The 23,903-nt window shown below is 64.5% G+C and carries 23 protein-coding genes; all 23 read left to right on the top strand.

The window, feature by feature from the left end:
- The first annotated feature begins 57 nt into the window (after nt 1-57).
- The 23 genes from ACWKWX_RS24725 (at nt 58) to flhF (ending at nt 23,842) form a co-directional block, all read left to right on the top strand.
- Entirely contained in the window at nt 58-1,533 is a 1,476-nt protein-coding gene (locus ACWKWX_RS24725) for a sigma-54 dependent transcriptional regulator (RefSeq protein ID WP_483829186.1), read from the top strand.
- Between the two features lie 233 nt (nt 1,534-1,766).
- Nucleotides 1,767-2,975 (top strand): sensor histidine kinase, encoded by a 1,209-nt coding sequence (locus ACWKWX_RS24720; RefSeq protein ID WP_483829185.1) that lies wholly within the window; start codon nt 1,767-1,769, stop codon nt 2,973-2,975.
- A gap of 5 nt (nt 2,976-2,980) precedes the next feature.
- On the top strand, nt 2,981-4,384 hold the full coding sequence (locus ACWKWX_RS24715) for a sigma-54-dependent transcriptional regulator (protein WP_483829184.1): 1,404 nt from the start codon (nt 2,981-2,983) through the stop codon (nt 4,382-4,384).
- Between the two features lie 204 nt (nt 4,385-4,588).
- On the top strand, nt 4,589-4,918 hold the full coding sequence (fliE, locus tag ACWKWX_RS24710) for a flagellar hook-basal body complex protein FliE (protein ID WP_027981673.1): 330 nt from the start codon (nt 4,589-4,591) through the stop codon (nt 4,916-4,918).
- A gap of 15 nt (nt 4,919-4,933) precedes the next feature.
- Nucleotides 4,934-6,724, top strand: coding sequence for a flagellar basal-body MS-ring/collar protein FliF (fliF, locus tag ACWKWX_RS24705; RefSeq protein WP_483829183.1), 1,791 nt, complete (start codon nt 4,934-4,936; stop codon nt 6,722-6,724).
- Complete coding sequence (fliG, locus tag ACWKWX_RS24700; protein WP_416426090.1) at nt 6,717-7,736, top strand: flagellar motor switch protein FliG; 1,020 nt, start codon at nt 6,717-6,719, stop codon at nt 7,734-7,736. Before fliF ends, fliG begins: the two co-directional genes overlap by 8 nt.
- A gap of 134 nt (nt 7,737-7,870) precedes the next feature.
- On the top strand, nt 7,871-8,635 hold the full coding sequence (gene fliH, locus ACWKWX_RS24695) for a flagellar assembly protein FliH (RefSeq protein ID WP_483829182.1): 765 nt from the start codon (nt 7,871-7,873) through the stop codon (nt 8,633-8,635).
- Nucleotides 8,625-9,983: a flagellar protein export ATPase FliI gene (gene fliI, locus ACWKWX_RS24690; protein ID WP_473003986.1), complete on the top strand. Its 1,359-nt coding sequence runs from the start codon at nt 8,625-8,627 to the stop codon at nt 9,981-9,983. Before fliH ends, fliI begins: the two co-directional genes overlap by 11 nt.
- Before the next feature lie 6 nt (nt 9,984-9,989).
- On the top strand, nt 9,990-10,439 hold the full coding sequence (gene fliJ, locus ACWKWX_RS24685; protein WP_416426087.1) for a flagellar export protein FliJ: 450 nt from the start codon (nt 9,990-9,992) through the stop codon (nt 10,437-10,439).
- Between the two features lie 88 nt (nt 10,440-10,527).
- Complete coding sequence (locus ACWKWX_RS24680; protein ID WP_416426086.1) at nt 10,528-10,833, top strand: STAS domain-containing protein; 306 nt, start codon at nt 10,528-10,530, stop codon at nt 10,831-10,833.
- A 2-nt stretch (nt 10,834-10,835) separates the two neighbouring features.
- Entirely contained in the window at nt 10,836-12,542 is a 1,707-nt protein-coding gene (locus ACWKWX_RS24675; protein WP_416427441.1) for a SpoIIE family protein phosphatase, read from the top strand.
- A gap of 26 nt (nt 12,543-12,568) precedes the next feature.
- Nucleotides 12,569-12,913, top strand: coding sequence for an Hpt domain-containing protein (locus ACWKWX_RS24670; protein WP_473003983.1), 345 nt, complete (start codon nt 12,569-12,571; stop codon nt 12,911-12,913).
- A 188-nt stretch (nt 12,914-13,101) separates the two neighbouring features.
- Nucleotides 13,102-14,553 (top strand): flagellar hook-length control protein FliK, encoded by a 1,452-nt coding sequence (locus ACWKWX_RS24665; RefSeq protein ID WP_483829181.1) that lies wholly within the window; start codon nt 13,102-13,104, stop codon nt 14,551-14,553.
- A gap of 206 nt (nt 14,554-14,759) precedes the next feature.
- Entirely contained in the window at nt 14,760-15,263 is a 504-nt protein-coding gene (fliL, locus tag ACWKWX_RS24660) for a flagellar basal body-associated protein FliL (protein WP_416426083.1), read from the top strand.
- 9 nt (nt 15,264-15,272) lie between these two features.
- Nucleotides 15,273-16,241: a flagellar motor switch protein FliM gene (gene fliM / locus ACWKWX_RS24655; protein ID WP_416426082.1), complete on the top strand. Its 969-nt coding sequence runs from the start codon at nt 15,273-15,275 to the stop codon at nt 16,239-16,241.
- 55 nt (nt 16,242-16,296) lie between these two features.
- Nucleotides 16,297-16,764: a flagellar motor switch protein FliN gene (fliN, locus tag ACWKWX_RS24650; RefSeq protein WP_473003979.1), complete on the top strand. Its 468-nt coding sequence runs from the start codon at nt 16,297-16,299 to the stop codon at nt 16,762-16,764.
- Nucleotides 16,765-17,238: a flagellar biosynthetic protein FliO gene (gene fliO, locus ACWKWX_RS24645; protein ID WP_416426080.1), complete on the top strand. Its 474-nt coding sequence runs from the start codon at nt 16,765-16,767 to the stop codon at nt 17,236-17,238. It abuts the gene before it with no gap.
- On the top strand, nt 17,238-17,990 hold the full coding sequence (fliP, locus tag ACWKWX_RS24640; protein ID WP_416426079.1) for a flagellar type III secretion system pore protein FliP: 753 nt from the start codon (nt 17,238-17,240) through the stop codon (nt 17,988-17,990). The genes fliO and fliP overlap by 1 nt, the downstream gene beginning before the upstream one ends.
- A gap of 21 nt (nt 17,991-18,011) precedes the next feature.
- Complete coding sequence (gene fliQ, locus ACWKWX_RS24635) at nt 18,012-18,281, top strand: flagellar biosynthesis protein FliQ (RefSeq protein WP_483829180.1); 270 nt, start codon at nt 18,012-18,014, stop codon at nt 18,279-18,281.
- Nucleotides 18,278-19,063 carry a flagellar biosynthetic protein FliR gene (fliR, locus tag ACWKWX_RS24630; protein ID WP_483829179.1) on the top strand — a complete coding sequence of 262 codons (786 nt, stop codon included), beginning with the start codon at nt 18,278-18,280 and terminating at the stop codon, nt 19,061-19,063. The genes fliQ and fliR overlap by 4 nt, the downstream gene beginning before the upstream one ends.
- A 1-nt stretch (nt 19,064) precedes the next feature.
- Nucleotides 19,065-20,201, top strand: coding sequence for a flagellar biosynthesis protein FlhB (gene flhB / locus ACWKWX_RS24625; RefSeq protein ID WP_483829178.1), 1,137 nt, complete (start codon nt 19,065-19,067; stop codon nt 20,199-20,201).
- 186 nt (nt 20,202-20,387) lie between these two features.
- A complete protein-coding gene (gene flhA / locus ACWKWX_RS24620; protein WP_483829177.1) occupies nt 20,388-22,517 on the top strand; it encodes a flagellar biosynthesis protein FlhA in 2,130 nt (709 codons plus the stop codon).
- A gap of 11 nt (nt 22,518-22,528) precedes the next feature.
- Nucleotides 22,529-23,842: a flagellar biosynthesis GTPase FlhF gene (flhF, locus tag ACWKWX_RS24615; RefSeq protein ID WP_483829176.1), complete on the top strand. Its 1,314-nt coding sequence runs from the start codon at nt 22,529-22,531 to the stop codon at nt 23,840-23,842.
- Nucleotides 23,843-23,903 lie beyond the last annotated feature (61 nt).

Genomic DNA, 23,903 nt, shown 5'->3' with positions numbered 1-23,903 from the left:
TACGTCTGACTTGCCCCTATTCCAGGGCACCGAGTTGACTAGGGAAGTTGCTATTGCATGTGGCGTGAAACCAAAATTCTGCTAATCGATGACGATAGCGTTCGCCGCCGGGACCTGGCGGTGATCTTGAATTTTCTTGGCGAAGAAAATTTGCCCTGCACCAGTGGTGACTGGCAGCAGGTGGTCGATTCGTTGTCGTCGAATCGGGAAGTGCTTTGCGTCCTGGTAGGGACTGTAAACGCACCCGGTACCCTTCAAGGCTTGCTTAAGACCATCGCGGGGTGGGATGAGTTCCTTCCTGTGTTGCTTTTAGGTGATACGGCCACCGGCGACCTGCCGGAAGACTTGCGCCGGCGCGTGCTTTCCAGCCTGGAAATGCCGCCCAGCTACAGCAAGCTCCTCGACAGCCTGCACCGCGCCCAGGTCTACCGCGAGATGTATGACCAGGCCCGCGAGCGCGGCCGGCAGCGCGAGCCCAACCTGTTCCGCAGCCTGGTCGGTACCAGCCGTGCCATCCAGCACGTGCGCCAGATGATGCAGCAGGTGGCCGACACTGACGCCAGCGTGCTGATCCTTGGCGAGTCGGGTACCGGCAAGGAAGTGGTGGCGCGCAACCTGCACTACCATTCCAAGCGTCGCGACGCGCCGTTCGTGCCGGTCAACTGCGGGGCCATTCCCGCCGAGTTGCTGGAAAGCGAACTGTTCGGCCATGAGAAGGGCGCCTTCACCGGTGCCATCACCAGCCGCGCCGGGCGTTTCGAACTGGCCAACGGCGGTACGCTGTTCCTCGACGAGATCGGCGACATGCCGCTGCCGATGCAGGTCAAGTTGCTGCGCGTGCTGCAGGAGCGCACCTTCGAGCGCGTGGGCAGCAACAAGACCCAGAGCATCGACGTGCGCATCATCGCCGCCACGCACAAGAACCTGGAAAGCATGATCGAGGTGGGTACCTTCCGCGAGGACCTGTACTACCGCCTGAACGTGTTCCCGATCGAAATGGCGCCGCTGCGCGAGCGTGTCGAAGACATTCCGTTGCTGATGAACGAACTGATCTCGCGCATGGAACATGAAAAGCGCGGCTCCATTCGCTTCAACTCCGCGGCCATCATGTCGCTGTGCCGTCACGGCTGGCCGGGCAACGTGCGCGAACTGGCCAACCTGGTGGAACGCATGGCCATCATGCATCCGTACGGGGTGATCGGCGTCGCCGAGCTGCCGAAGAAATTCCGCTACGTCGACGACGAAGACGAGCAGATGGTCGACAGCCTGCGCAGCGACCTGGAAGAGCGCGTGGCCATCAACGGCCATACCCCGGACTTCACCACCGGCGCCATGCTGCCGCCCGAAGGCCTGGACCTCAAGGACTACCTCGGTGGCCTGGAGCAGGGCCTGATCCAGCAGGCGCTGGATGACGCCAATGGCATTGTCGCCCGTGCCGCCGAACGCCTGCGTATCCGCCGTACTACCCTGGTGGAAAAAATGCGCAAGTACGGCATGAGTCGCCGCGAGGGCGATGATCAGACAGATGATTGACGCCTGAGTTCCCGCAAGCGGCGCACGGATGCGCCGCCGGACTGGCTTTGTAGCTTTTTTCTCGCCTTTACTTTCCCCGCAAGCCCCTGTCCTTATTGGCTTTCCTTGATTTGTATCAAGGATGATTCCAATCTTTGCCGCTGTAATGCCCTGTACAAAATGATCCGGCACGACGATTGCTACATGTCAGTCACGATACCCGTTTATGACGGTATGCCACGCGAGAGATCACGATGCCACAGGCCGCCCCCATGACCACCGCCCCTGAACTCGAGGGTCAACCCTCCGTCGAGCAAACCAGCCGGCTTGGCCTTGAGCAGGCGTTTGCGCTGTTCAACCAGATGTCCACGCAGCTCAGCGACTCCTACAGCATGCTCGAGGCCCGCGTGGCCGAGCTCAAGGGCGAGCTGGCGGTGGTGAGTGCACAGCGCATGGCCGAGCTGGCCGAGAAAGAGCGCCTGGCCAACCGCCTGCAGCACCTGCTGGACCTGCTGCCCGGGGGGGTCATTGTCATCGACGGCCATGGCGTGGTGCGCGAGGCCAACCCGGCCGCGACCCTGCTGCTGGGCGAGCCGCTGGAAGGCATGTTGTGGCGCCAGGTGATTGCCCGCTGCTTCTCGCCCCGCGAGGACGACGGCCACGAAGTGTCCCTGAAGGATGGCCGCCGGCTGTCCATCGCCACCCGTTCCCTGGACGCCGAGCCGGGCCAGCTGGTGCTGCTCACCGACCTGACGGAAACCCGGCGGTTGCAGGACCAGCTGGCCCGCCATGAGCGCCTGTCGTCCCTGGGCCGCATGGTCGCTTCGCTGGCCCACCAGATCCGTACGCCGCTGTCGGCTGCGCTGCTTTACGCCAGCCATTTGACGGAGCAGGCGTTGCCGGTGGAAACCCAGCAGCGCTTTGCCGGCCGCCTGAAAGAGCGGCTGCACGAGCTGGAGCACCAGGTGCGCGACATGCTGGTGTTCGCCCGCGGCGAGCTGCCGCTCAGCGACCGCCTGACGCCGCAAGCGTTGTTCGAGGCCCTGCAGTCGGCGGCCCATACTCACGTACAGGACCTGTCGGTGCGCTGGCAGTTCGACTGCCCCCGCGGCGAGCTGCTGTGCAACCGTGACACCCTGGTGGGCGCGCTGCTGAACCTGGTGGAGAACTCGATCCAGTCCAGCCCCGGCCAGGTCCACCTGAAGATTCATTTGTACGCCCGTGATCATCAATTGCGGCTGGCCATCAGCGACAACGGCAGCGGCATCGAGCCGGCAGTGCTGGCGCGCCTGGGCGAGCCGTTCTTCACCACCAAGACCACCGGCACCGGCCTGGGCCTTGCCGTGGTCAAGGCCGTGTCCCGCGCCCACCAGGGCGAGCTGGCGATTCGTTCGCGGCTGGGCCGCGGCACCTGTGCGCTGGTGACGCTGCCACTGATCCATACCCGTGCGGTGCAGGAGTAACGCTGATGGCTATCAAGGTCCTGCTGGTCGAAGATGATCGGGCCCTGCGCGAGGCGCTGGGCGATACTTTGGAGCTGGGCGGCTACGACTACCGTGCGGTGGGCAGCGCCGAGGACGCCTTGCTGGCGGTGAGCGGCGAGGTGTTCGGCATGGTTATCAGCGACGTCAACATGCCAGGCATGGACGGCCACCAGCTGCTGTGCCAGCTGCGGGCGCGCCAGCCGCAATTGCCAGTGCTGTTGATGACGGCCCATGCGGCGGTGGATCGCGCAGTGGAAGCCATGCGTGCCGGCGCCGCCGATTACCTGGTCAAGCCGTTCCTGCCCAAGGCCCTGCTGGACCTGGTGGCCCGGCATGCCCTGGGTCGCCTGGGTGCTACCGAAAGCGAAGGGCCGGTGGCCGTGGAGCCTGCCAGCGCGAAGTTGCTGGAGCTGGCCGCACGGGTGGCGCGCAGCGATTCCACGGTGCTGATCTCGGGTGAGTCCGGCACCGGCAAGGAGGTGCTGGCGCGCTACATTCACCAGCAGTCCAACCGCGCCAGCCGGCCGTTCATTGCCATCAACTGCGCGGCGATCCCCGACAACATGCTGGAAGCCACGCTGTTCGGCCACGAGAAGGGCTCGTTCACCGGCGCCATTGCCGCGCAGGCGGGCAAGTTCGAGCAGGCCGACGGCGGCACGCTGCTGCTCGACGAGATTTCCGAGATGCCCCTGGGCCTGCAGGCCAAGCTGCTGCGGGTGTTGCAGGAGCGCGAAGTGGAGCGGGTAGGGGCGCGCAAGCCGATTGCCCTGGACATCCGCGTGGTGGCCACCACCAACCGCGACCTGGCCGGCGAAGTGGCGGCGGGGCGCTTCCGTGAAGACTTGTACTACCGCCTGTCGGTGTTCCCGCTGGCCTGGCAACCGCTGCGCGAGCGTACCGCCGATATTCTGCCGCTGGCCGAGCGCCTACTGGCCAAGCACGTCAATAAAATGAAGCACGCTGCCGTGCGCCTGGCGCCGGGCGCCCAGGCCTGCCTGGTGAGCTACCCCTGGCCGGGCAACGTCCGCGAACTGGACAATGCCATCCAGCGGGCGTTGATCCTGCAGCAGGGCGGCCTGATCCAGGCCGAGGACTTCTGCCTGGCCGGGCCGGTGGGTGCGGCGCCGTCGCCGGCGTTGTCCATCGTGCGCAGCGCGCCTGCCGCCGTCGAGTCCTTGACGGCGCTGCCGGCGGAAACCGCCGGGGCCCTGGGTGATGACCTGCGCCGCCGGGAATTCCAGCTGATCATCGACACCCTGCGCACCGAGCGCGGCCGTCGCAAGGAGGCCGCCGAGCGCCTGGGCATCAGCCCCCGCACCCTGCGCTACAAGCTGGCGCAGATGCGTGACGCGGGCATGGACGTGGAAGCCAGCCTGTACGCCAGTTGAATATGTAACCCCTGACACGAACCCTTGTGGGAGCTGGCTTGCCAGCGAGTTTTTGAAGCCTCAAAAGCTCGCTGGCAGGCCAGCTCCCACGTTGTTGTGTAAGGATTTTGTGATGCAAGTCCGGAGCTGGCACCCTTGTTGCTACCTCCTTTGTATCCGTTGTAACAGTGTCAAAAAATTGCGGGCCGTCGGAGAGAGTGATCCATGAGCCAAGGTATTGAATTCAATCGTCTGATTATGGACATGCGCACCATGCAGGCCGATGCAATGGGTGCCAGCAAAACTGCTGCCGCGCCAGAAGTGGCCGGCACCAGCAGCTTTGCTGATTTGCTGGGCAATGCGGTCAACAAGGTCAGCGACACCCAGCAGGCGTCCGACCAGTTGGCCAACGCCTTCGAGATCGGCAAGAGCGGCGTCGACATCACCGACGTGATGGTCGCGTCGCAGAAAGCCAGCGTGTCGTTCCAGGCGCTGACCCAGGTACGCAACAAGCTGGTCCAGGCGTATCAAGACATTATGCAGATGCCGGTATAAGGGCGAGATTGAGACATGGCAGACGCAGTCGTGGATAACGTACCAGCCAAGAACGGCGCAGCCGGCGGCAAGCCGCCGCTGTTTGGCCTGTCCTTCCTGGAAAATATTTCCAAGATGACCATGTTGCGTCAGGTGGGCCTGTTGGTCGGCCTGGCTGCCAGCGTGGCGATTGGTTTTGCCGTGGTGCTGTGGTCGCAGCAGCCCGATTACCGTCCGTTGTACGGCAGCCTGGCCGGCATGGACACCAAGCAGGTGATGGAAACCCTCAACGCCGCGGACATTCCCTACACCGTAGAGCCCAACTCCGGTGCGCTGCTGGTCAAGGCCGACGACATTGGCCGTGCGCGCATGAAACTGGCCGCCGCAGGCGTGGCGCCGAGCGACGGCAACGTCGGCTACGAGATCATGGACAAGGAACAGGCGCTGGGCACCAGCCAGTTCATGGAGACCGCGCGTTACCGCCAGGGCCTGGAAGGCGAGCTGGCCCGCACCATCTCGAGCCTGAACAACGTCAAGGGCGCCCGCGTGCACCTGGCCATTCCGAAGAGCTCGGTGTTCGTGCGTGACGACCGCAAGCCTACCGCCTCGGTGCTGGTGGAGCTGTACCCTGGGCGCACCCTGGACGCAGGGCAGGTGCTGGCCATCGTCAACCTGGTCGCCACCAGCGTGCCCGAAATGGACAAGTCCGGCGTTGCCGTGGTCGACCAGAAGGGCAACCTGCTGTCCGAACAGCTGCAGGACTCCGAGCTGACCATGGCCGGCAAGCAGTTCGACTACAGCCGCAAAATGGAAAGCATGCTCACCCAGCGTGTGCACAACATCCTGGAGCCGGTGTTGGGCAACGACCGCTACAAGGCTGAGGTGTCGGCGAATGTCGACTTCAGCGCCGTCGAGTCCACCAGCGAACAGTTCAACCCCGACCAGCCGGCCCTGCGCAGCGAACAGTCGGTGACTGAACAGCGTTCCAGCGGCAGCGGCCCTGCCGGCGTGCCGGGCGCCCTGACCAACCAGCCGCCGGCCCCGGCCAGCGCCCCGCAGAAAACCGGTGGTGCCGCCGCACCAGCCGCGCCGGCGGCGATCCCGCCAGGCCAGCCGCTGCTGGACGCCAACGGCCAGCAGATCATGGACCCGGCCACTGGCCAACCGATGCTGGCGCCGTACCCGGCCGACAAGCGCAACCAGTCGACCAAGAACTTCGAGCTGGACCGCTCCATCAGCCACACCAAGCAGCAGCAGGGGCGCCTGACCCGCCTGTCGGTGGCAGTGGTGGTCGACGACCAGGTCAAGACTGACGCCAAGGGCGAAGTCACCCACACCCCGTGGAGTGCCGACGACCTGGGCCGCTTTACCCGCCTGGTGCAGGACGCCGTGGGCTTCGATGCCAGCCGTGGTGACAGCGTGACCGTGATCAATGCACCGTTCTCTGCCGACCGTGGTGAAGTGGTGCCGGAAGTGTCCTTCTACCAGCAACCCTGGTTCTGGGAAGTGGTCAAGCAGGTACTGGGCGTGCTGTTTATCCTGGTACTGGTGTTTGGCGTGCTGCGCCCGGTGCTCAATAACATCACCGGTGGCGGCAAGGGCAAAGGGCTGGTCGGCGCCGACGGCGACGTGGAACTGGGTGGCATGGGCGGTCTGGATGGCGAACTGGCCAACGACCGCGTCACCCTGGGCGGGCCGCAGAGTATTCTGCTGCCAAGCCCGAGCGAGGGATATGACGCTCAGTTGAACGCAATCAAGAGTCTGGTGGCCGAAGACCCGGGCCGCGTCGCCCAGGTCGTGAAAGAGTGGATTAACGCCGATGAGTAACAATCAAGCGCTTGCCGCCAAACTGACCAAAGTCGACAAGGCGGCCATCCTCCTGCTGTCCCTGGGCGAGACCGATGCCGCCCAGGTGCTGCGGCACATGGGCCCCAAGGAAGTACAGAAAGTTGGCGTGGCCATGGCGCAGATGCGCAATGTGCACCGCGAGCAGGTCGAGCAGGTGATGAGCGAGTTCGTCGACATCGTCGGCGACCAGACCAGCCTGGGCGTGGGTTCGGACACCTATATCCGCAAGATGCTGACCTCGGCCCTGGGCGAGGACAAGGCCAACGGCCTGATCGACCGCATCCTCCTGGGTGGCAACACCAGCGGCCTGGACAGCCTGAAGTGGATGGAGCCGCGCGCCGTGGCCGACGTGATCCGCTACGAGCACCCGCAGATCCAGGCCATCGTGGTGGCGTACCTGGACGCCGACCAGGCGGGCGAGGTGCTGGGCCATTTCGACCACAAGGTGCGCCTGGACATCATCCTGCGGGTCTCGTCGTTGAACACTGTGCAGCCGGCGGCGCTGAAAGAGCTGAACCTGATCCTGGAGAAGCAGTTCTCGGGCAACTCCAACGCGGCGCGTACTACCCTGGGTGGTATCAAGCGGGCGGCGGACATCATGAACTTCCTCGACAGCTCGGTGGAAGGCGCGTTGATGGACTCGATCCGCGAAGTCGACGAAGACCTGTCCAGCCAGATCGAAGACCTCATGTTCGTGTTCAACAACCTGGCCGACGTGGACGACCGCGGCATCCAGGCGCTGCTGCGCGAAGTGTCCTCCGACGTGCTGGTGCTGGCCCTCAAGGGCTCGGACGAGAACGTCAAGGAGAAGATCTTCAAGAACATGTCCAAGCGTGCCGCCGAACTGCTGCGCGACGACCTGGAAGCCAAGGGGCCGGTACGGGTCAGCGACGTGGAAACGGCGCAGAAGGAAATCCTCACCATTGCCCGCCGCATGGCCGAAGCCGGCGAGATCGTGCTGGGTGGCAAGGGCGGCGAGGAAATGATCTAACCGCCGTTCCTGTGGTCTAGCTGTAGTGGGAGCTGGCTTGCCAGCGAGTTTTTGCGGCCCGAAAAGCTCGCTGGCAAGCCAGCTCCCACCTTACCCGTCATGCCCCTGTATTCTGGCGCCATCAGGAATAATTCATGTCCCGCCCCTCTGAACAACACCCCAGTGACCTGATCCGCGCCCAAGACCTGCAAGGCGTCGACCTGTGGACCATCCCCAGCTTCGACCCCGAAGAACCCGAGCCTGAACCCGAGCCCGAGCCGATCGTCGAGGAAATCGAGGAAGTGCCGCTGGAAGAAGTCCAGCCGCTGACCCTGGAAGAACTCGAGAGCATCCGCCAGGAGGCCTATAACGAAGGCTTCGCCACGGGCGAGAAAGAAGGTTTCCACAGCACCACCCTCAAGGTGCGCCAGGAGGCCGAAGTGGCCCTGGCCGCCAAGCTGCAAAGCCTGGAACAGCTGATGGGCCACCTGATGGCGCCCATCGCCGAGCAGGACAGCCAGATCGAGAAATCCCTGGTGGAGCTGGTGGCGCACATCACCCGCCAGGTGATCCAGCGTGAACTCAAGACCGACTCCAGCCAGATCGAGCACGTGCTGCGCGAATCGCTGAAGTTGCTGCCCATGGGCGCCGGCAATGTGCGTATCTTCGTCAACCCGCAGGACTTCGAGCAGGTCAAGGCCCTGCGCGAGCGCCATGAGGAAAGCTGGCGCATCCTCGAAGACGAGGCACTGCTGCCCGGCGGTTGCCGGGTAGAGTCCGAGCACAGCCGCATCGACGCCAGCATGGAAACCCGCATTACCCAGGCCATCGCGCAGCTGTTCGACCAGTTGCACGAACAGGCCCTGCACCCCGGCGAAGCCGACGTCAGCGTCGACCTGGAAGGCCCCGATGCGCCTTGACCGCACCAGCTTCGCCAAGCGCCTGGGCGGCTATGCGCCCACCATCAGCCTGCCGGCCCAGCCGGTGCTGGAAGGGCGCCTGCTGCGCATGGTCGGCCTGACGCTCGAGGCCGAAGGGCTGCGCGCTGCCATGGGCAGCCGCTGCGTGGTAATCAACGACGACAGCCACCACCCGGTGCAGGTGGAAGCCGAGGTCATGGGCTTCTCCGGCACCAAGGTGTTCCTGATGCCGGTGGGCAGTGTCGCCGGCATCGCCCCCGGTGCCCGCGTGGTGCCGCTGGCCGACACTGGCCGCCTGCCCATGGGCATGAGCATGCTGGGACGGATTCTTGACGGTGCCGGCCGCGCGCTGGACGGCAAGGGCGGTATGAAGGCCGAGGACTGGGTGCCCATGGACGGCCCGACCATCAACCCGCTCAAGCGCGACCCCATCAGCCAGCCGCTGGATGTGGGCATTCGCAGCATCAACGGTTTGCTGACGGTAGGCCGCGGCCAGCGCCTGGGCCTGTTCGCCGGCACCGGCGTGGGCAAGAGCGTGCTGCTGGGCATGATGACCCGCTTCACCGAGGCCGACATCATCGTGGTAGGGCTGATTGGTGAGCGGGGCCGCGAGGTGAAGGAATTCATCGAGCACATCCTCGGCGAAGAAGGGCTCAAGCGCTCGGTGGTGGTGGCTTCGCCCGCCGACGAGGCGCCGCTGATGCGCCTGCGCGCCGCGATGTACTGCACGCGCATCGCCGAATATTTCCGCGACAAGGGCAAGAACGTCCTGTTGCTGATGGACTCCCTGACCCGTTTCGCCCAGGCCCAGCGGGAAATTGCCCTGGCCATCGGCGAGCCGCCGGCCACCAAGGGCTACCCACCATCGGTGTTCGCCAAGCTGCCCAAGCTGGTGGAGCGCGCCGGCAACGCCGAGGCCGGGGGCGGCTCCATCACCGCCTTCTACACCGTGCTGTCCGAGGGTGACGACCAGCAGGACCCCATCGCCGACTCGGCGCGGGGCGTGCTCGACGGCCACATCGTGCTGTCCCGGCGCCTGGCGGAGGAGGGGCACTACCCGGCCATCGACATCGAGGCGTCCATCAGCCGGGTCATGCCCAGCGTGGTCAGCCCCCAGCACATGGGCCAGGCCCAACACTTCAAGCAGCTGTGGTCGCGCTACCAGCAGAGCCGCGACCTGATCAGCGTGGGCGCCTACGTGCCCGGCGGCGACCGCGAGACCGACCTGGCGATCAACCTGCACCCCACGCTGGTGCGCTACCTGCGCCAGGGCCTGGACGACAACGAGAGCCTGGAAGCCAGCAGCGAGCGCCTGGCAGCCGTGTTCAAACCTGTCGCGCCGAGCTGATAAGCCATGGCCATCAGTCGCGCAGCACGCCTGGCCCCGGTGGTCGACATGGCCGAAAAGGCCGAGCGCACGGCTGCCCAGCGCCTGGGCCACTTCCAGGGCCAGGTGCGCCTGTCGGAAACCAAGCTGGCCGAGCTTGACCGCTACCGCGAAGACTACCAGGCGCAGTGGCACACCTACGGCAGCAAGGGCGTGTCGGGCCAGTGGCTGATGAACTACCAGCGGTTTTTGAACCAATTGGAAACCGCCGTTGCCCAACAGAAGCAGAGCCTGGCCTGGCACCAGAAGAACCTGGAGAACGCCCGGGGCACCTGGCAACAGGCCTACGCCCGGGTCGAGGGCCTGCGCAAGCTGGTGCAACGTTATATTGACGAGGCACGCCAGCTGGAAGACCGCCGCGAGCAGAAGCTGCTGGACGAGTTGTCCCAGCGTTTGCCGCGTCAGGGCAGCTTCTAGCCAATTATTTGTCAAGGGGCAGGTTGCCGGGGTTCGTGCGTGGTGCTAAACCTTGTACGGAGCTGGCTAATTTAAAGGAATTTTGTACATGGCCGTAGAAGCTAATCAATCTGGTGATGGCAAAGAGCTGACCATCAGCATCAAGGGGCGCTTTGACTTCGGCTCCCACCAGGACTTCCGCAACGCCTACGAGCGGGTCAACACCAAGCCAACCGCCTACCGCATCGATCTCAAGGACACCACGTACCTGGACAGCTCGGCGCTGGGCATGTTGCTGCTGCTGCGCGACCACGCCGGTGGCGACCACGCCAAGGTACGGCTGATCAACAGCCAGCCGGACGTGAAGAAAATCCTCGCGATTTCCAACTTCGACAAACTGTTCGAGATCGAATGAGCATGCTCGCGGCCAGTGAACCACTGACCGTACTGATTGCCGACGACAACATGACCGATCGCATGTTGCTCTCCAGCATCGTACGGCGTCAGGGCCATCGCGTGTTGACCGCCAGCGATGGCCAGGAAGCGGTCGAAGTGTTCGCCCAGCGCCGCCCGCAGCTGGTGCTGCTGGACGCGATGATGCCGGTGGTGGATGGCTTCGAGGCGGCCCGGCAGATCAAGGAGCTGGCCGGCGAGGCGCTGGTGCCGATCATCTTTCTCACCTCCCTGACCGAAGAGGAAGCGCTGGTGCGCTGCCTGGAGGCGGGCGGTGACGATTTTCTGGCGAAGCCCTACAACCAGGTGATCCTGGCCGCCAAGATCAAGGCCATGGACCGCATGCGCCGCCTGCAGGCCACGGTGCTGGAGCAGCGCGACCAGATTACCCGCCACCACGGCTACCTGCTCAACGAGCAGCGCGTGGCCAAGGCGGTGTTCGACCAGGTGGCCCACTCCGGCTGTCTCAGCTCGCCCAATATCCGCTACATGCAGTCGCCTTACGCACTGTTCAACGGCGACCTGCTGCTGGCCTCGTTCACGCCGTCGGGCGGCATGCACCTGCTGCTGGGCGACTTCACCGGCCACGGTTTGCCGGCGGCGGTGGGCGCCATGCCCCTGGCGGAAGTCTTCTATGGCATGACCGCCAAGGGCTATGGCCTGCCGGAAATCCTCCGGGAGATGAACGCCAAGCTCAAGCGCATCCTGCCGGTGGATATGTTCTGCTGCGCGACCCTGCTCAACCTGAATTTCCAGCGACGCATCGTCGAGGTGTGGAACGGCGGCATGCCCGACGGCTACCTGCACCGGCTGGACACCGGCGAGCACGTGCCGCTGCGCTCGCGCCACCTGCCGCTGGGGGTGCTGTCGCGGGCGACCTTCCAGGAAAAGACCGAGACCTTCGCCCTGCAGCCCGGTGACCGGCTGTTCCTGATGTCCGATGGTGTCATCGATACCGCCAACAGCGATGACCAGCTGTTCGGCCTGGAGCGCCTGCAGCGGGTGTTCGAGCTGAACAAGGACCCCGACCTGCTGTTCGAGGACATCCAGGCCGCGCTCAAGGCGTTCCGCGGTGAGTCGCGCGATGACGTGAGCATGGTCCAGGTCACCATGGTGGAACCCGACACCCTGGTGCCGCCGGCCACCGTGTACTCCGACAGCGGCGCGTCCAGCCCGCTGAACTGGTCCATGAGCCTGGAACTGCGCGCCGACACCCTCAAGCGTTTCAACCCCTTGCCCTACCTGTTGCAACTGCTGCAGGAAATCCACGGCCTGCGGGCCCAGAGCGGTGCGCTGTACAGCGTGCTCTCGGAACTCTACTCCAATGCCCTGGAGCATGGCGTGCTGGGGCTCGATTCCAGCCTCAAGCGCGATGCCGAAGGATTTGCGCAATATTACGAGCAGCGCAATACTCGTCTCAGCCAACTCAAGGACGGTTACGTGCGCCTGCACTTCCTGGTCACCCCGGAAGGCAACGGCGGCCGCCTGATCATCGATGTCGAGGACAGCGGCCATGGCTTCGACCCGCGCCAGGTGATGGCGCGCCCCGCCGAGGAAAAAGGCCTTTCCGGACGGGGCCTGAAACTGATCCGGCAACTGAGCCACAGTGCCCAATGGTCGGAAGACGGTCGAAGTGCCTGCGTGGAATTTTCCTGGGGGGCTCTGGCATAATCCCGGCTTGATCAAGGAGCGAACAAGTGTCACATCAACATCTGGACTATGACGTGCTCAGCGCGTTGCAGGAAGTCATGGAGGAGGAGTACCCGCTGCTGCTGGATACCTTCCTCACCGACTCCGAAGTGCGCCTCAGCGAGCTGCACAAGGCCACCGACCCCGCCCAGCTGGGGCAGGCCGCCCACAGCTTCAAGGGCAGCAGCAGCAACATGGGCGCCACTGCCCTGGCGGATCTTTGCCGCCAGCTGGAGGAGCGCGTCAAGCATCCGCCACTCAACGGCATCGAAGACCTGGTCAACCGCATCGACCATGAATTCGCCACCGTGCGCCGCCTGTACAGCGACGAGCGCCAGCGTTTCGCCTGCTGAACCACCCCTTGTAGCCGCTGCCGTCAGGCTGCGCTGGCCCTGTGCCACGCTGGAGATTTCCAGGTGTTCACGCAGGCCAGCGCAGCCTGGCGGCAGCGGCTACAGGGGAGAGTGTCAAGGCTTGGCCCGACTCTTGCTACCTTCCCTGCACCTGTACCCCCCGATTTCAGTGCAGCGGAGACCTGTAAATGTCAGTCGCGTCAAACCCCCTCTTGCAGATCGGCAGTACCGCCAGCACCCAGGCCAGTACCCTGGCGAGCCTGAGCAAGGCCGCGGAGCCCGCCAAGGACACCTCCGCAGACTTCGCCAAGGTGTACGCCAAGCAGTCGCAGAACCCGCCTGCGAAAGCGGCGAGCGCCACTGCCAGCCAGGCCAGTGCCCAGCAGAACCAGGCGAAGAACAGCGCTGCCCATGACAAGGACACTGCCGCTGCGAAGCCGGCCGTTGCCGATAGCGGCAAGAATTTGCCTGCCCACAAAACCGCCAAGGCGGACCAGCCGGGCAAGGCCGACAAGTCGGATAAAAGCGCCAGCACCACCAAGGCCGACAAGACCGACAAGAGCGACGCCACTGACAAGAGCAAGGCCAAGGATGACGACCAGGACGACGACGCCACCGTCACCGACGCCGCCAGCACCGACACCGCTACCCCGGTAGCCACCGTCGCCACCCCGGAGCCAGCCGCGCCCGTGGTCGATCCGGCCCTGGCCCAGGCGCAGCAACCCACGCCGGTCCCGGACCCGACCCAGGCGGCGGCCGTGGTGCAGGTGGCGCCGCCGGTGGTGGACACGCCCACCACGACCGACAGCGACACCTTCGACCCGTCCAAGGACGACCCGCTCGCCAACATGCCCACCCTGCGCCTGGCGCTGGAGCAGAACGCCAAGGCCCAGGGCACTACCTCGGCCCACGCGCAGCCGGACACCGCGGCGGCACAGGCCACCAACGGTTCCGACACCGACCAGAGCTTCGCCAGTGGCCTGGCGGCCATGGTGGTGCAGCAGAAGGGCAGCGGTGAGAGCGACGTCAGCGACAAGGCGTTCAGCGCGCAAATCGACGATGGCCTGAAGGACGTCAAGGGCGCCACTGCCGACACCCGCATCGACGACTTCGCCAATCGCCTGGCGGCCATGACCGACACCTCCGCGACCAAGACCGCTGCAGCCACCCCGGGCACGGTGCAGGCGCCCACCACCCAGCTGGCCATGAACCAGAACGGCTGGACCGAGGGCGTGGTCAACCGGGTCATGTACCTGTCCAGCCAGAACCTCAAGTCGGCGGACATCCAGCTGACCCCGGCCGAGCTGGGCCGCCTGAGCATTCGCGTGGACATGACCCCCGACCAGCAGACCTCGGTGACCTTCACCAGCGCCCACCTGCACGTGCGCGAGGCGCTGGAAAGCCAGCAGGGCAAGCTCAAGGACATGTTCGCCGAGCAAGGCATGGGCCAGCTTGACGTCAACGTCTCCGACCAGTCGCGCCAGTCCTCCCAGGACCAGGCCCAGCAGAACCAGCGCAGCAGCCGCAGCAGTGCCGGCAGCGACAGCCTGGACGGCGTCGCCGCCGCCTCGCCGTTGGCCTCGGAGCCTACGGTGCAGCAGGTGATCGTCGGCACCAGCGCGATCGATTATTACGCCTGACGCCGATTTTTGTGGGAGCTGGCTTGCCAGCGAGCTGTTGAGGTCCGAACAGCTCGCTGGCAAGCCAGCTCCCACAGATCGCCCATCCCAGGTGCCACGCCAATCCTCCCGCAACGCTTTGTCAGCATCCCGACAAATCTGGCATAACACTTGCTCCACCCTCTCCAGGTGAGTGTTAACCCCCCGATTAGTGACGGATTATTGGCATGGCGAAGAGCGAAGCAGCAGAGAAAGAACCGGCAGGCAAAGGCAAGCTGAAGATGATCATTCTTCTTGTCGTGGTCCTGCTGCTGGTGATCGGTGGCTCCGTGGGCGCTACCTGGTTCTTCCTGCACAAGGGCGCCGAGGCCAAGCCGGCGGAGGCCGCCGCCGCAGCCCCCGCGGGCAAGCAGCCCGCCCTCTACGAACCGCTGACCCCGGCGTTCGTGGTCAACTTCAAGCAAGACGGCCGTGACCGCTACATGCAGGTCAGCCTGACCATGCAGGCGCGCGACAAGGCCGACCTGGATGCCCTGCTGGTGCACATGCCGGTGATCCGCAACAACCTGGTGATGATGTTCTCCGGCGAAAACTTCGCCACCCTGGCCACGCCCGTGGGCGAGGAAATGCTGCGCCAGAAAGCCACGGCGGCGGTGCAGGCCGTAGCCCAGAAAGAAGTCGGCAAGCCGGTCATCGACCAGCTGCTTTTCACTAACTTCGTATTGCAGTAGGAACACGACATGGCCGTGCAAGACCTGCTGTCCCAGGATGAGATCGACGCCCTGTTGCATGGCGTCGACGATGGGCTGGTGCAGACCGAGAGCCTGGGTGAGCCAGGCAGCGTCAAAAGTTATGACCTGACCAGCCAGGACCGTATCGTCCGGGGGCGCATGCCGACCCTGGAAATGATCAACGAGCGCTTCGCGCGCTACACCCGCATCAGCATGTTCAACCTGCTGCGCCGCTCGGCGGACGTGGCGGTGGGCGGCGTGCAGGTGATGAAGTTCGGCGAATACGTGCACTCGCTGTACGTGCCCACCAGCCTCAACCTGGTGAAGGTCAAGCCGTTGCGCGGCACCGGCCTGTTCATCCTCGACGCCAAGCTGGTGTTCAAGCTGGTGGACAACTTCTTCGGCGGCGACGGCCGTCACGCCAAGATCGAAGGCCGTGAATTCACCCCGACCGAACTGCGCGTGGTGCGCATGGTGCTGGACCAGGCCTTCATCGACATGAAGGAAGCCTGGCAGGCCATCATGGAAGTCAACTTCGAGTACATCAACTCCGAAGTGAACCCGGCCATGGCCAACATCGTCGGCCCCAGCGAAGCGGTGGTGGTGTCCACCTTCCACATCGAACTGGACGGCGGTGGCGGCGACCTGCACGTGACCATGCCGTATTCCATGGTGGAGCCGATCCGCGAGATGCTCGACGCCGGCTTCCAGTCTGACCTGGACGACCAGGACGAGCGCTGGAGCAAGGCCCTGCGCGAGGACGTGCTGGACGTCAGCGTGCCGCTGAGCGCCACCGTTGCCCGTCGCCAGCTGCGCCTGCGCGACATCCTGCACATGGCGCCGGGGGACGTGATCCCCGTGGAGCTGCCGGAAGAATTGGTACTGCGCGCCAACGGCGTGCCGTCCTTCAAAGCCAAGCTGGGTTCCCACAAGGGCAACCTTGCGCTGCAAGTGATCGAGCCGATCGAACGTCGCTGACTGGCGCTGTCGATAAGCTGTTATCCCTGAATTTACTGCCCGTCGAGGACCCCTGATGGCTGACGAACACGAAATGACTTCCCCGGAAGACCAGGCCCTGGCCGACGAATGGGCTGCGGCCCTGGGTGAGTCCGGCGACGCCGGGCAAAGCGACATCGACGCGCTGCTGGCGGCTGATGCCGGCAACGGCAGCGCCGGCTCGCGCATGGCCATGGAGGAGTTCGGTGCCTCGCCCAAGCACAATGGCCCGGTGAACCTGGAAGGCCCGAACCTGGACGTGATCCTGGACATCCCGGTGACCATCTCCATGGAAGTGGGCTCCACCGACATCAACATCCGCAATCTGCTGCAGCTCAACCAGGGCTCGGTGATCGAGCTGGACCGCCTGGCCGGCGAGCCGCTGGACGTGCTGGTCAACGGCACGCTGATCGCCCATGGCGAGGTGGTGGTGGTCAACGAGAAGTTCGGCATCCGCCTGACCGACGTGATCAGCCCCAGCGAACGCATCAAGAAGCTGCGCTGAATGGGCCGCCTGCTGACCCTGCTGCTGGCGCTGCCGCTGCCGGCGTTCGCCGCCACGGTGGGCGCGCCCGCTGCGCCTGCCACCCCGGCTGCCACCCCTGCGGTGCCTGCCGTGGGGTCGGCGCTGGGCAACGGCATGGCCGGCCAGCTGACCCAGCTGATGCTCGGCCTGCTGCTGGTGATCGGCCTGATCTTCGCCCTGGCGTGGGTGCTGCGCCGCGTGCAGCAGGCCACCCCCAACGGCGGTCAGGTGATCGAGCTGCTGGGTTCGCGCGCCCTGGGCCCGCGGGACCGGCTGGTGCTGGTGCAGGTGGGGTCCGAGCAGATCCTGCTGGGCCTGAGCCCGGGCCGCATCGCCCCGCTGCATGTGCTGGAGCATCCGATTGCGGTGCCAGCCAAGACCAAGACGGCCTCGCCGGAGTTCGCCCAGCGCCTCATGGAGCTGATGGGCAAGGACCACAAGGATAAGCACTGATGGGCGCGCTGCGCTTTTTGTTGACCCTGGCACTGTTGGTGGCCGCGCCCATGGCGCTGGCCGCCGACCCGTTGTCGATCCCGGCGATTACCCTGGGCACTGGCGCCAACGGCCAGCAGGAATATTCGGTCAGCCTGCAGATTCTGCTGATCATGACTGCGCTGAGTTTCATTCCGGCGTTCGTCATGCTGATGACCAGCTTCACCCGCATCATCATCGTCTTCTCCATCCTGCGCCAGGCCCTGGGCCTGCAGCAGACGCCGTCGAACCAGTTGCTCACGGGCATGGCGCTGTTCCTGACCATGTTCATCATGGCGCCGGTGTTCGACAAGGTGAACCAGCAGGCGCTGCAGCCCTACCTGGCCGAGAAGATGAGCGCCCAGGACGCCGTGCTCAAGGCCGAGGGGCCGGTGCGCGACTTCATGCTGGCGCAAACCCGCCAGAGTGACCTGGACCTGTTCATGCGCCTGTCGCGGCGTACCGACATCGCCAGCCCCGACCAGGCGCCGCTGACCATCGTGGTGCCGGCGTTCGTCACCTCGGAGCTGAAGACCGCGTTCCAGATCGGCTTCATGATCTTCATTCCGTTCCTGATCATCGACCTGGTGGTGGCCAGCGTGCTCATGGCCATGGGGATGATGATGCTGTCGCCGTTGATCATCTCGCTGCCGTTCAAGATCATGCTGTTTGTGCTGGTGGATGGCTGGGCGCTGATCATCGGTACCCTGGCCAGCAGTTTTGGCGGCGTCTGAGACCCCGCACGGAGATCCGTCATGACCCCTGAAGTGGCTGTCGACCTGTTTCGCAACGCGCTGTGGCTGACCACCATGATGGTCGGCATCCTGGTGGTGCCCAGCTTGATCGTGGGCCTGATCGTCGCCATGTTCCAGGCGGCCACGCAGATCAACGAACAGACCCTGAGCTTCCTGCCGCGCCTGCTGGTGATGCTGATTACCCTGATTGTCGTCGGCCCCTGGCTGGTGCGTACCTTCATGGAGTACATCACCAACCTGTACACCAGCATCCCGCAAGTGATTGGATGAACCCGCTCCTGCACCTCACCGACGCCCAGATCGGCGCCTGGGTCTCGAGTTTCATGCTGCCGCTGTTCCGGGTGGGCTCGATGCTGATGGCCATGCCGATCTTCGGTACCACCATGGTGCCCAAGCGCATTCGTCTGTACCTGGCCATGGCTATTACCGTGGTCATCGCCCCGGCGCTGCCGGCCATGCCGGTGGTGGATTCCTTGAGCCTGCAGGGGCTGATGCTGGCGGGCGAGCAGATCATCATCGGCTCCTTGCTGGGCTTTTCCCTGCAGATGCTGTTCCAGGCCTTCCTGATTGCCGGGCAGATCCTGGCCATCCAGATGGGCATGGGCTTCGCTTCCATGAACGACCCGGTCAACGGCGTGCAGACCGCCGTGGTGGGGCAGTTCTTCACCATGCTGGTGACTCTGCTGTTCCTGGCCATGAACGGCCACCTGGTGGTGTTCGAGGTGCTGGTGGAAAGCTTCACCACGCTGCCGGTGGGTGGCGGGCTGCTGGTGAGCCAGTTCTGGGAGCTGATCATGCACATGAGCTGGGTGCTGGCGGCGGCGGTGATCCTGGTGCTGCCGGCCATCACTGCGCTGCTGGTGGTCAACGTCGCGTTCGGGGTGATGACCCGGGCGGCGCCGCAACTGAATATCTTCTCCATCGGCTTCCCGCTGACGCTGGTCATGGGCATGGTAATCCTGTGGCTGAGCCTGGCGGACATCCTCAACCAATACCAGCCCATGGCCACCGAGGCCTTGCAGTGGCTGCGCGAGCTGGCACGGGCACGCTGACATGGCAGAGAGCGAGAGCGGTCAGGACAAGACAGAAGAACCCACGGACAAAAAGCTGCGCGAGGCGCGCGAACGTGGCGAAGTGGCACGCTCCAAGGAACTCAACACCCTGGGGGTGATGGTCGGTGGTTGCGGCGCACTGCTGGCCTACGGCGGGCACCTGGCGCAATCGATGATGGAGTTGATGCGCATGAACTTCACCATCAGCCGCGCGGCGGTGGTGGACCAGGGCCAGATGGGTGCCATGCTGCTGGCCTCGGGCAAAATCGCCCTGGACGCCGTGGAACCGATCCTGGTGGTGCTGCTGGTGGTGTCGTTCGTGGCGCCAATCTCCCTGGGTGGCTGGCTGTTCTCGCCGGGCTCCATGGCGCCGAAATTCAGTCGCATGAACCCGCTCAGTGGCATCAAGCGTATGTTTTCGATGCACGCCCTCAGCGAGTTGCTCAAGGCCCTGGCGAAGTTTTTCGTGGTGCTGCTGGTGGCGTTGCTGGTGCTGTACAAGGACCGCGACGACTTGCTGAGCATCGCCCATGAACCCTTGGAAATGGCGATCATCCACTGTGTGCAACTGGTGGGCTGGAACGCGCTGTGGATGTCCATGGGGCTGTTGATCATCGCCGCCGTGGACGTGCCGATCCAGATGTACCAGACGCGCCAGAAACTGCTGATGACCAAGCAGGAAATTCGCGACGAACACAAGGACAGCGAAGGGCGCCCGGAGGTCAAGCAGCGCATTCGCCAGATGCAGCGCGAGATGTCCCAGCGCCGCATGATGTCCGCCATCCCCACGGCCGATGTGATCATCACCAACCCGACCCACTACGCCGTGGCGCTCAAATATGACCCGGAGAAGGGCAGTGCGCCGGTGCTGCTGGCCAAGGGCGCGGACTTCATCGCCCTGAAGATTCGCGAGATCGGCAACGAGCACAACATCCAGATCCTCGAGTCGCCGGCGCTGGCGCGGTCTATCTACTACTCCACCGAGATCGAGCAGCAGATTCCCGCCGGCCTGTACCTGGCCGTGGCCCAGGTGCTGGCGTACGTCTACCAGATCCGCCAATACCGCGCCGGCCGCGGCAAGCGCCCGACGCCGCTCAAGGACCTGCCGATCCCGCCGGACCTGCGCCGGGACAATTGAATGTGGGAGCTGGCTTGCCAGCGAGATTTTTGCTGACGCCGCAAAACTCGCTGGCAAGCCAGCTCCCACAGGATGGTGACACCCCTAAAATTGCCGGCCCCGACAAAAGTTGGAAAGGTTCTTGCAAAGGCATACCCACAACGCCATCAGGCGTCAAAAGTTTGCTTGAGCTCACGGGGACTATCGGTGGATCGCACTCAGTTAATCAACAACGCGCGCAGCAACCTGGTCGGCCTCGGCCGGGGCAGCCTGGGTGTGCCGCTGTTGCTGTTGATCATGCTGGCAATGATGATGTTGCCGGTCCCGCCGTTCCTGCTCGACGTGTTCTTCACCTTCAACATCGCCTTGTCGATCGTGGTCCTGCTGGTGTGCGTGTACGCCCTGCGGCCGCTGGACTTTGCCGTGTTTCCGACCATCCTGCTGGTGGCGACGCTGCTGCGCCTGGCGCTGAACGTGGCGTCCACCCGCGTGGTCATGCTGCACGGCCACGACGGCCACCAGGCCGCGGGCAAGGTGATCCAGGCCTTCGGTGAAGTGGTGATCGGCGGCAACTACGTGGTCGGTGCAGTGGTGTTCGCCATCCTCATGATCATCAACTTCGTGGTGGTGACCAAGGGCGCCGGGCGTATCTCCGAGGTGAGCGCGCGTTTCACCCTGGACGCCATGCCCGGCAAGCAGATGGCCATCGACGCCGACCTCAACGCCGGCCTCATCGACCAGGCCCAGGCCAAGCTGCGCCGCCTTGAAGTGGCCCAGGAAGCCGAGTTCTACGGTTCCATGGACGGTGCCAGCAAGTTTGTCCGCGGTGACGCCATCGCCGGCCTGCTGATTCTGTTCATCAACCTGCTGGGCGGCATGGCCATCGGTATCTTCCAGCACGGCCTGAGCTTCGCCGAAGCCGGCAAGGTGTACGCCCTGCTGACCATCGGTGACGGTTTAGTGGCACAGTTGCCATCACTGCTGCTGTCCACCGCCGCCGCCATCATGGTGACCCGTGCCTCGGGCTCCGAGGACATGGGCAAGCAGATCAGCCGCCAGATGTTCGCCTCGCCCAAGGCATTGGGCGTGTCCGCCGGCCTGATGACCATTATGGGCGCCGTGCCCGGCATGCCGCACGTGTCGTTCCTGTTCCTGGCCATGCTGGCCGGTGGCGCCGCGTACCTGGTGTGGAAGAAGCAGAACCAGGCCAAGGTCGCCGCTGCGGCGGAAGTGCAGCGCCAGCAGGATATGCTGCCGTCGCCTACCCGTGCCCAGGACACCAAGGAACTGGGTTGGGATGACGTTACCCCGATCGACATGATCGGCCTGGAAGTGGGCTACCGCCTGATTCCGCTGGTGGACCGCAACCAGGGCGGCCAGTTGCTGGCGCGGATCAAGGGCGTGCGCAAGAAGCTGTCCCAGGACCTGGGCTTCCTGATGCCCACCGTGCATATTCGCGACAACCTCGACCTGGCGCCCAGCGCCTATCGCTTGACGCTGATGGGCGTGATCCTGGCCGAGGCCGAGATCTACCCCGATCGCGAACTGGCGATCAACCCGGGCCAGGTGTTTGGCACCCTCAACGGCATCACCGCCAAGGATCCGGCTTTCGGCCTGGACGCGGTGTGGATCGAACTGAGCAACCGTCCCCAGGCGCAGTCACTGGGCTATACAGTGGTAGATGCCAGTACAGTGGTGGCCACGCACTTGAACCAGATCCTGTCCAAGCACGCTCACGAACTGATTGGCCACGAGGAAGTGCAGCAATTGCTGTCCGTGCTGGCCAAGGGCTCGCCAAAGCTGGCCGAGGAGCTGGTACCAGGCGTGCTATCGCTGTCCAACCTGCTCAAGGTGCTGCAGGCGCTGTTGGCCGAGCAGGTGCCGGTGCGCGACATCCGCAGCATCGCCGAAGCCATCGCCAACAACGCCGCCAAGAGTCAAGATACCGCCGCTCTGGTGCAGGCGGTGCGTGTCGGCCTGAGCCGCGCCATCGTCCAAAGCATTGTAGGGCTTGAGTCCGAGCTGCCTGTGATCACCTTGGAACCAAGGTTGGAACAGATATTGCTCAATAGTTTGCAGAAGGCCGGTCAGGGTCAGGAAGAAGGCGTTCTGTTGGAGCCAAGCATGGCCGAGAAGCTGCAGCGGTCGTTGATCGATGCAGCGCAACGCCAGGAAATGGCCGGGCAACCGGTGATCCTCCTGGTGGCGGGCCCGATCCGCGCGATGCTCTCGCGCTTCGGCCGCCTGGCAGTACCTAATTTACATGTCTTGGCGTATCAGGAAATTCCTGACAACAAGCAAGTGACCATCGTTGCGACAGTAGGGCCCAACGGCTGAGGTAGTGGGTTATGCAAGTTAAGCGTTTTTTCGCCGCCGATATGCGTCAGGCCATGAAACTGGTCCGTGACGAGCTGGGCGCCGATGCCGCTATCATCGGCAACCGTCGGATTGCCGGCGGCGTCGAGCTCACGGCCGCGCTGGACTACAAACTGTCCGCGCTGGCACCGCGTGTGCCGAACATGGAGCTTGAGGACGAGCTGCGCAAGACGCAGTCGCGAATCGTCAACGCCCAGGCTGAACTGGACACCCGTGGCGACAGCGACGCGGTCACCAACCGGCAACTGTTTGCCGGCCTGCCGCTGACTGCGCCCGAGCCGCTGGCGGAGCCGACCTTCGTCGAGCCGCCGCGCCCGCAGGCACCGCCTGCCGCGCCGGTGGACCAGCGCCTGTTCGAGTCCATGCGTTCGGAACTCAACGGCCTGCGCGAGTTGCTGGAAGTGCAGCTCGGCTCCCTGGCCTGGACCCAACTGCAAGGCAGCAAGCCTGCGCAGGCCAACCTGTGGCGCCGCCTGCAGCGCATCGGCCTGTCGGGCCCGCTGTCGCGCGAGCTGCTGGACATGGTTGGCGAGATCAATGAACCGCGCCAGGCGTGGCGCATGCTGCTGGCCCACCTGGCCCGCATGATCGTGACGCCGGACGTGGAGCCGCTGGAAGAGGGCGGTGTCATCGCCATGGTCGGCCCTGCCGGCATGGGCAAGACCACCACCCTGGCCAAGCTGGCGGCCCGTTACGTGCTCAAGTACGGCGCGCAGAACATCGCGCTGGTGAGCATGGACAGCTTCCGCATTGGCGCCCAGGAGCAGCTCAAGACCCTGGGCCGTATTCTCAACGTGCCAGTGACCCACGTCGACCCGGGCCAGTCCCTGGCCCAGGCGCTGGAGCCGCTGCTGCGCAAGCGCGTGGTGCTGATCGATACCGCCGGCCTGCAGGCCAGCGACCCGGCCCTGCGCCTGCAACTGGAAAGCCTGGCGGGGCGCGGCATCAAGGCGCGCAACTACCTGGTGCTGGCAACCACCAGCCAGAAGCAGGTTTTGACTGCTGCCTACCACAGTTACAAGCGTTGTGGGCTCGCAGGTTGTATCCTGACGAAACTGGACGAATCGGCAAGCCTGGGCGAAGTGCTCAGCCTGGCGATTGGTCATGAACTACCAGTGGCTTATCTCACCGACGGGCCACGCATTCCGGACGATTTGCACCTGCCAAGACGGCACCAGTTGGTGAGCCGCGCGGTTAACGTGCAAATGCAGGATGAGCCCAGCGAAGAGGCCATGGCCGATATGTTCGCTGATCTCTACCACAGCCCGAGTAAACGAGTTGGCTGAGGTGAATGTTTTGAAGTCGTTGCAATCTACCTACATTGTTGGTCTGCCGGGCATTTTTCAT

The sequence above is a fragment of the Pseudomonas imperatae genome (assembly GCF_057128625.1).
The sequence above is the reverse complement of the archived record's forward strand: the minus strand, read 5'-3'. Positions and strand labels throughout refer to the sequence as shown.

Excerpts from the sequence above, each read along its gene's own strand:
- ACWKWX_RS24725 (WP_483829186.1), top strand. The coding sequence starts at position 58 with ATGTGGCGTGAAACCAAAATTCTGCTAATCGATGACGATAGCGTTCGC.
- ACWKWX_RS24720 (WP_483829185.1), top strand. The coding sequence starts at position 1,767 with ATGCCACAGGCCGCCCCCATGACCACCGCCCCTGAACTCGAGGGTCAA.
- ACWKWX_RS24715 (WP_483829184.1), top strand. The coding sequence starts at position 2,981 with ATGGCTATCAAGGTCCTGCTGGTCGAAGATGATCGGGCCCTGCGCGAG.
- fliE (WP_027981673.1), top strand. The coding sequence starts at position 4,589 with ATGAGCCAAGGTATTGAATTCAATCGTCTGATTATGGACATGCGCACC.
- fliF (WP_483829183.1), top strand. The coding sequence starts at position 4,934 with ATGGCAGACGCAGTCGTGGATAACGTACCAGCCAAGAACGGCGCAGCC.
- fliG (WP_416426090.1), top strand. The coding sequence starts at position 6,717 with ATGAGTAACAATCAAGCGCTTGCCGCCAAACTGACCAAAGTCGACAAG.
- fliH (WP_483829182.1), top strand. The coding sequence starts at position 7,871 with ATGTCCCGCCCCTCTGAACAACACCCCAGTGACCTGATCCGCGCCCAA.
- fliI (WP_473003986.1), top strand. The coding sequence starts at position 8,625 with ATGCGCCTTGACCGCACCAGCTTCGCCAAGCGCCTGGGCGGCTATGCG.
- fliJ (WP_416426087.1), top strand. The coding sequence starts at position 9,990 with ATGGCCATCAGTCGCGCAGCACGCCTGGCCCCGGTGGTCGACATGGCC.
- ACWKWX_RS24680 (WP_416426086.1), top strand. The coding sequence starts at position 10,528 with ATGGCCGTAGAAGCTAATCAATCTGGTGATGGCAAAGAGCTGACCATC.
- ACWKWX_RS24675 (WP_416427441.1), top strand. The coding sequence starts at position 10,836 with ATGCTCGCGGCCAGTGAACCACTGACCGTACTGATTGCCGACGACAAC.
- ACWKWX_RS24665 (WP_483829181.1), top strand. The coding sequence starts at position 13,102 with ATGTCAGTCGCGTCAAACCCCCTCTTGCAGATCGGCAGTACCGCCAGC.
- fliL (WP_416426083.1), top strand. The coding sequence starts at position 14,760 with ATGGCGAAGAGCGAAGCAGCAGAGAAAGAACCGGCAGGCAAAGGCAAG.
- fliM (WP_416426082.1), top strand. The coding sequence starts at position 15,273 with ATGGCCGTGCAAGACCTGCTGTCCCAGGATGAGATCGACGCCCTGTTG.
- fliN (WP_473003979.1), top strand. The coding sequence starts at position 16,297 with ATGGCTGACGAACACGAAATGACTTCCCCGGAAGACCAGGCCCTGGCC.
- fliO (WP_416426080.1), top strand. The coding sequence starts at position 16,765 with ATGGGCCGCCTGCTGACCCTGCTGCTGGCGCTGCCGCTGCCGGCGTTC.
- fliP (WP_416426079.1), top strand. The coding sequence starts at position 17,238 with ATGGGCGCGCTGCGCTTTTTGTTGACCCTGGCACTGTTGGTGGCCGCG.
- fliQ (WP_483829180.1), top strand. The coding sequence starts at position 18,012 with ATGACCCCTGAAGTGGCTGTCGACCTGTTTCGCAACGCGCTGTGGCTG.
- fliR (WP_483829179.1), top strand. The coding sequence starts at position 18,278 with ATGAACCCGCTCCTGCACCTCACCGACGCCCAGATCGGCGCCTGGGTC.
- flhB (WP_483829178.1), top strand. The coding sequence starts at position 19,065 with ATGGCAGAGAGCGAGAGCGGTCAGGACAAGACAGAAGAACCCACGGAC.
- flhF (WP_483829176.1), top strand. The coding sequence starts at position 22,529 with ATGCAAGTTAAGCGTTTTTTCGCCGCCGATATGCGTCAGGCCATGAAA.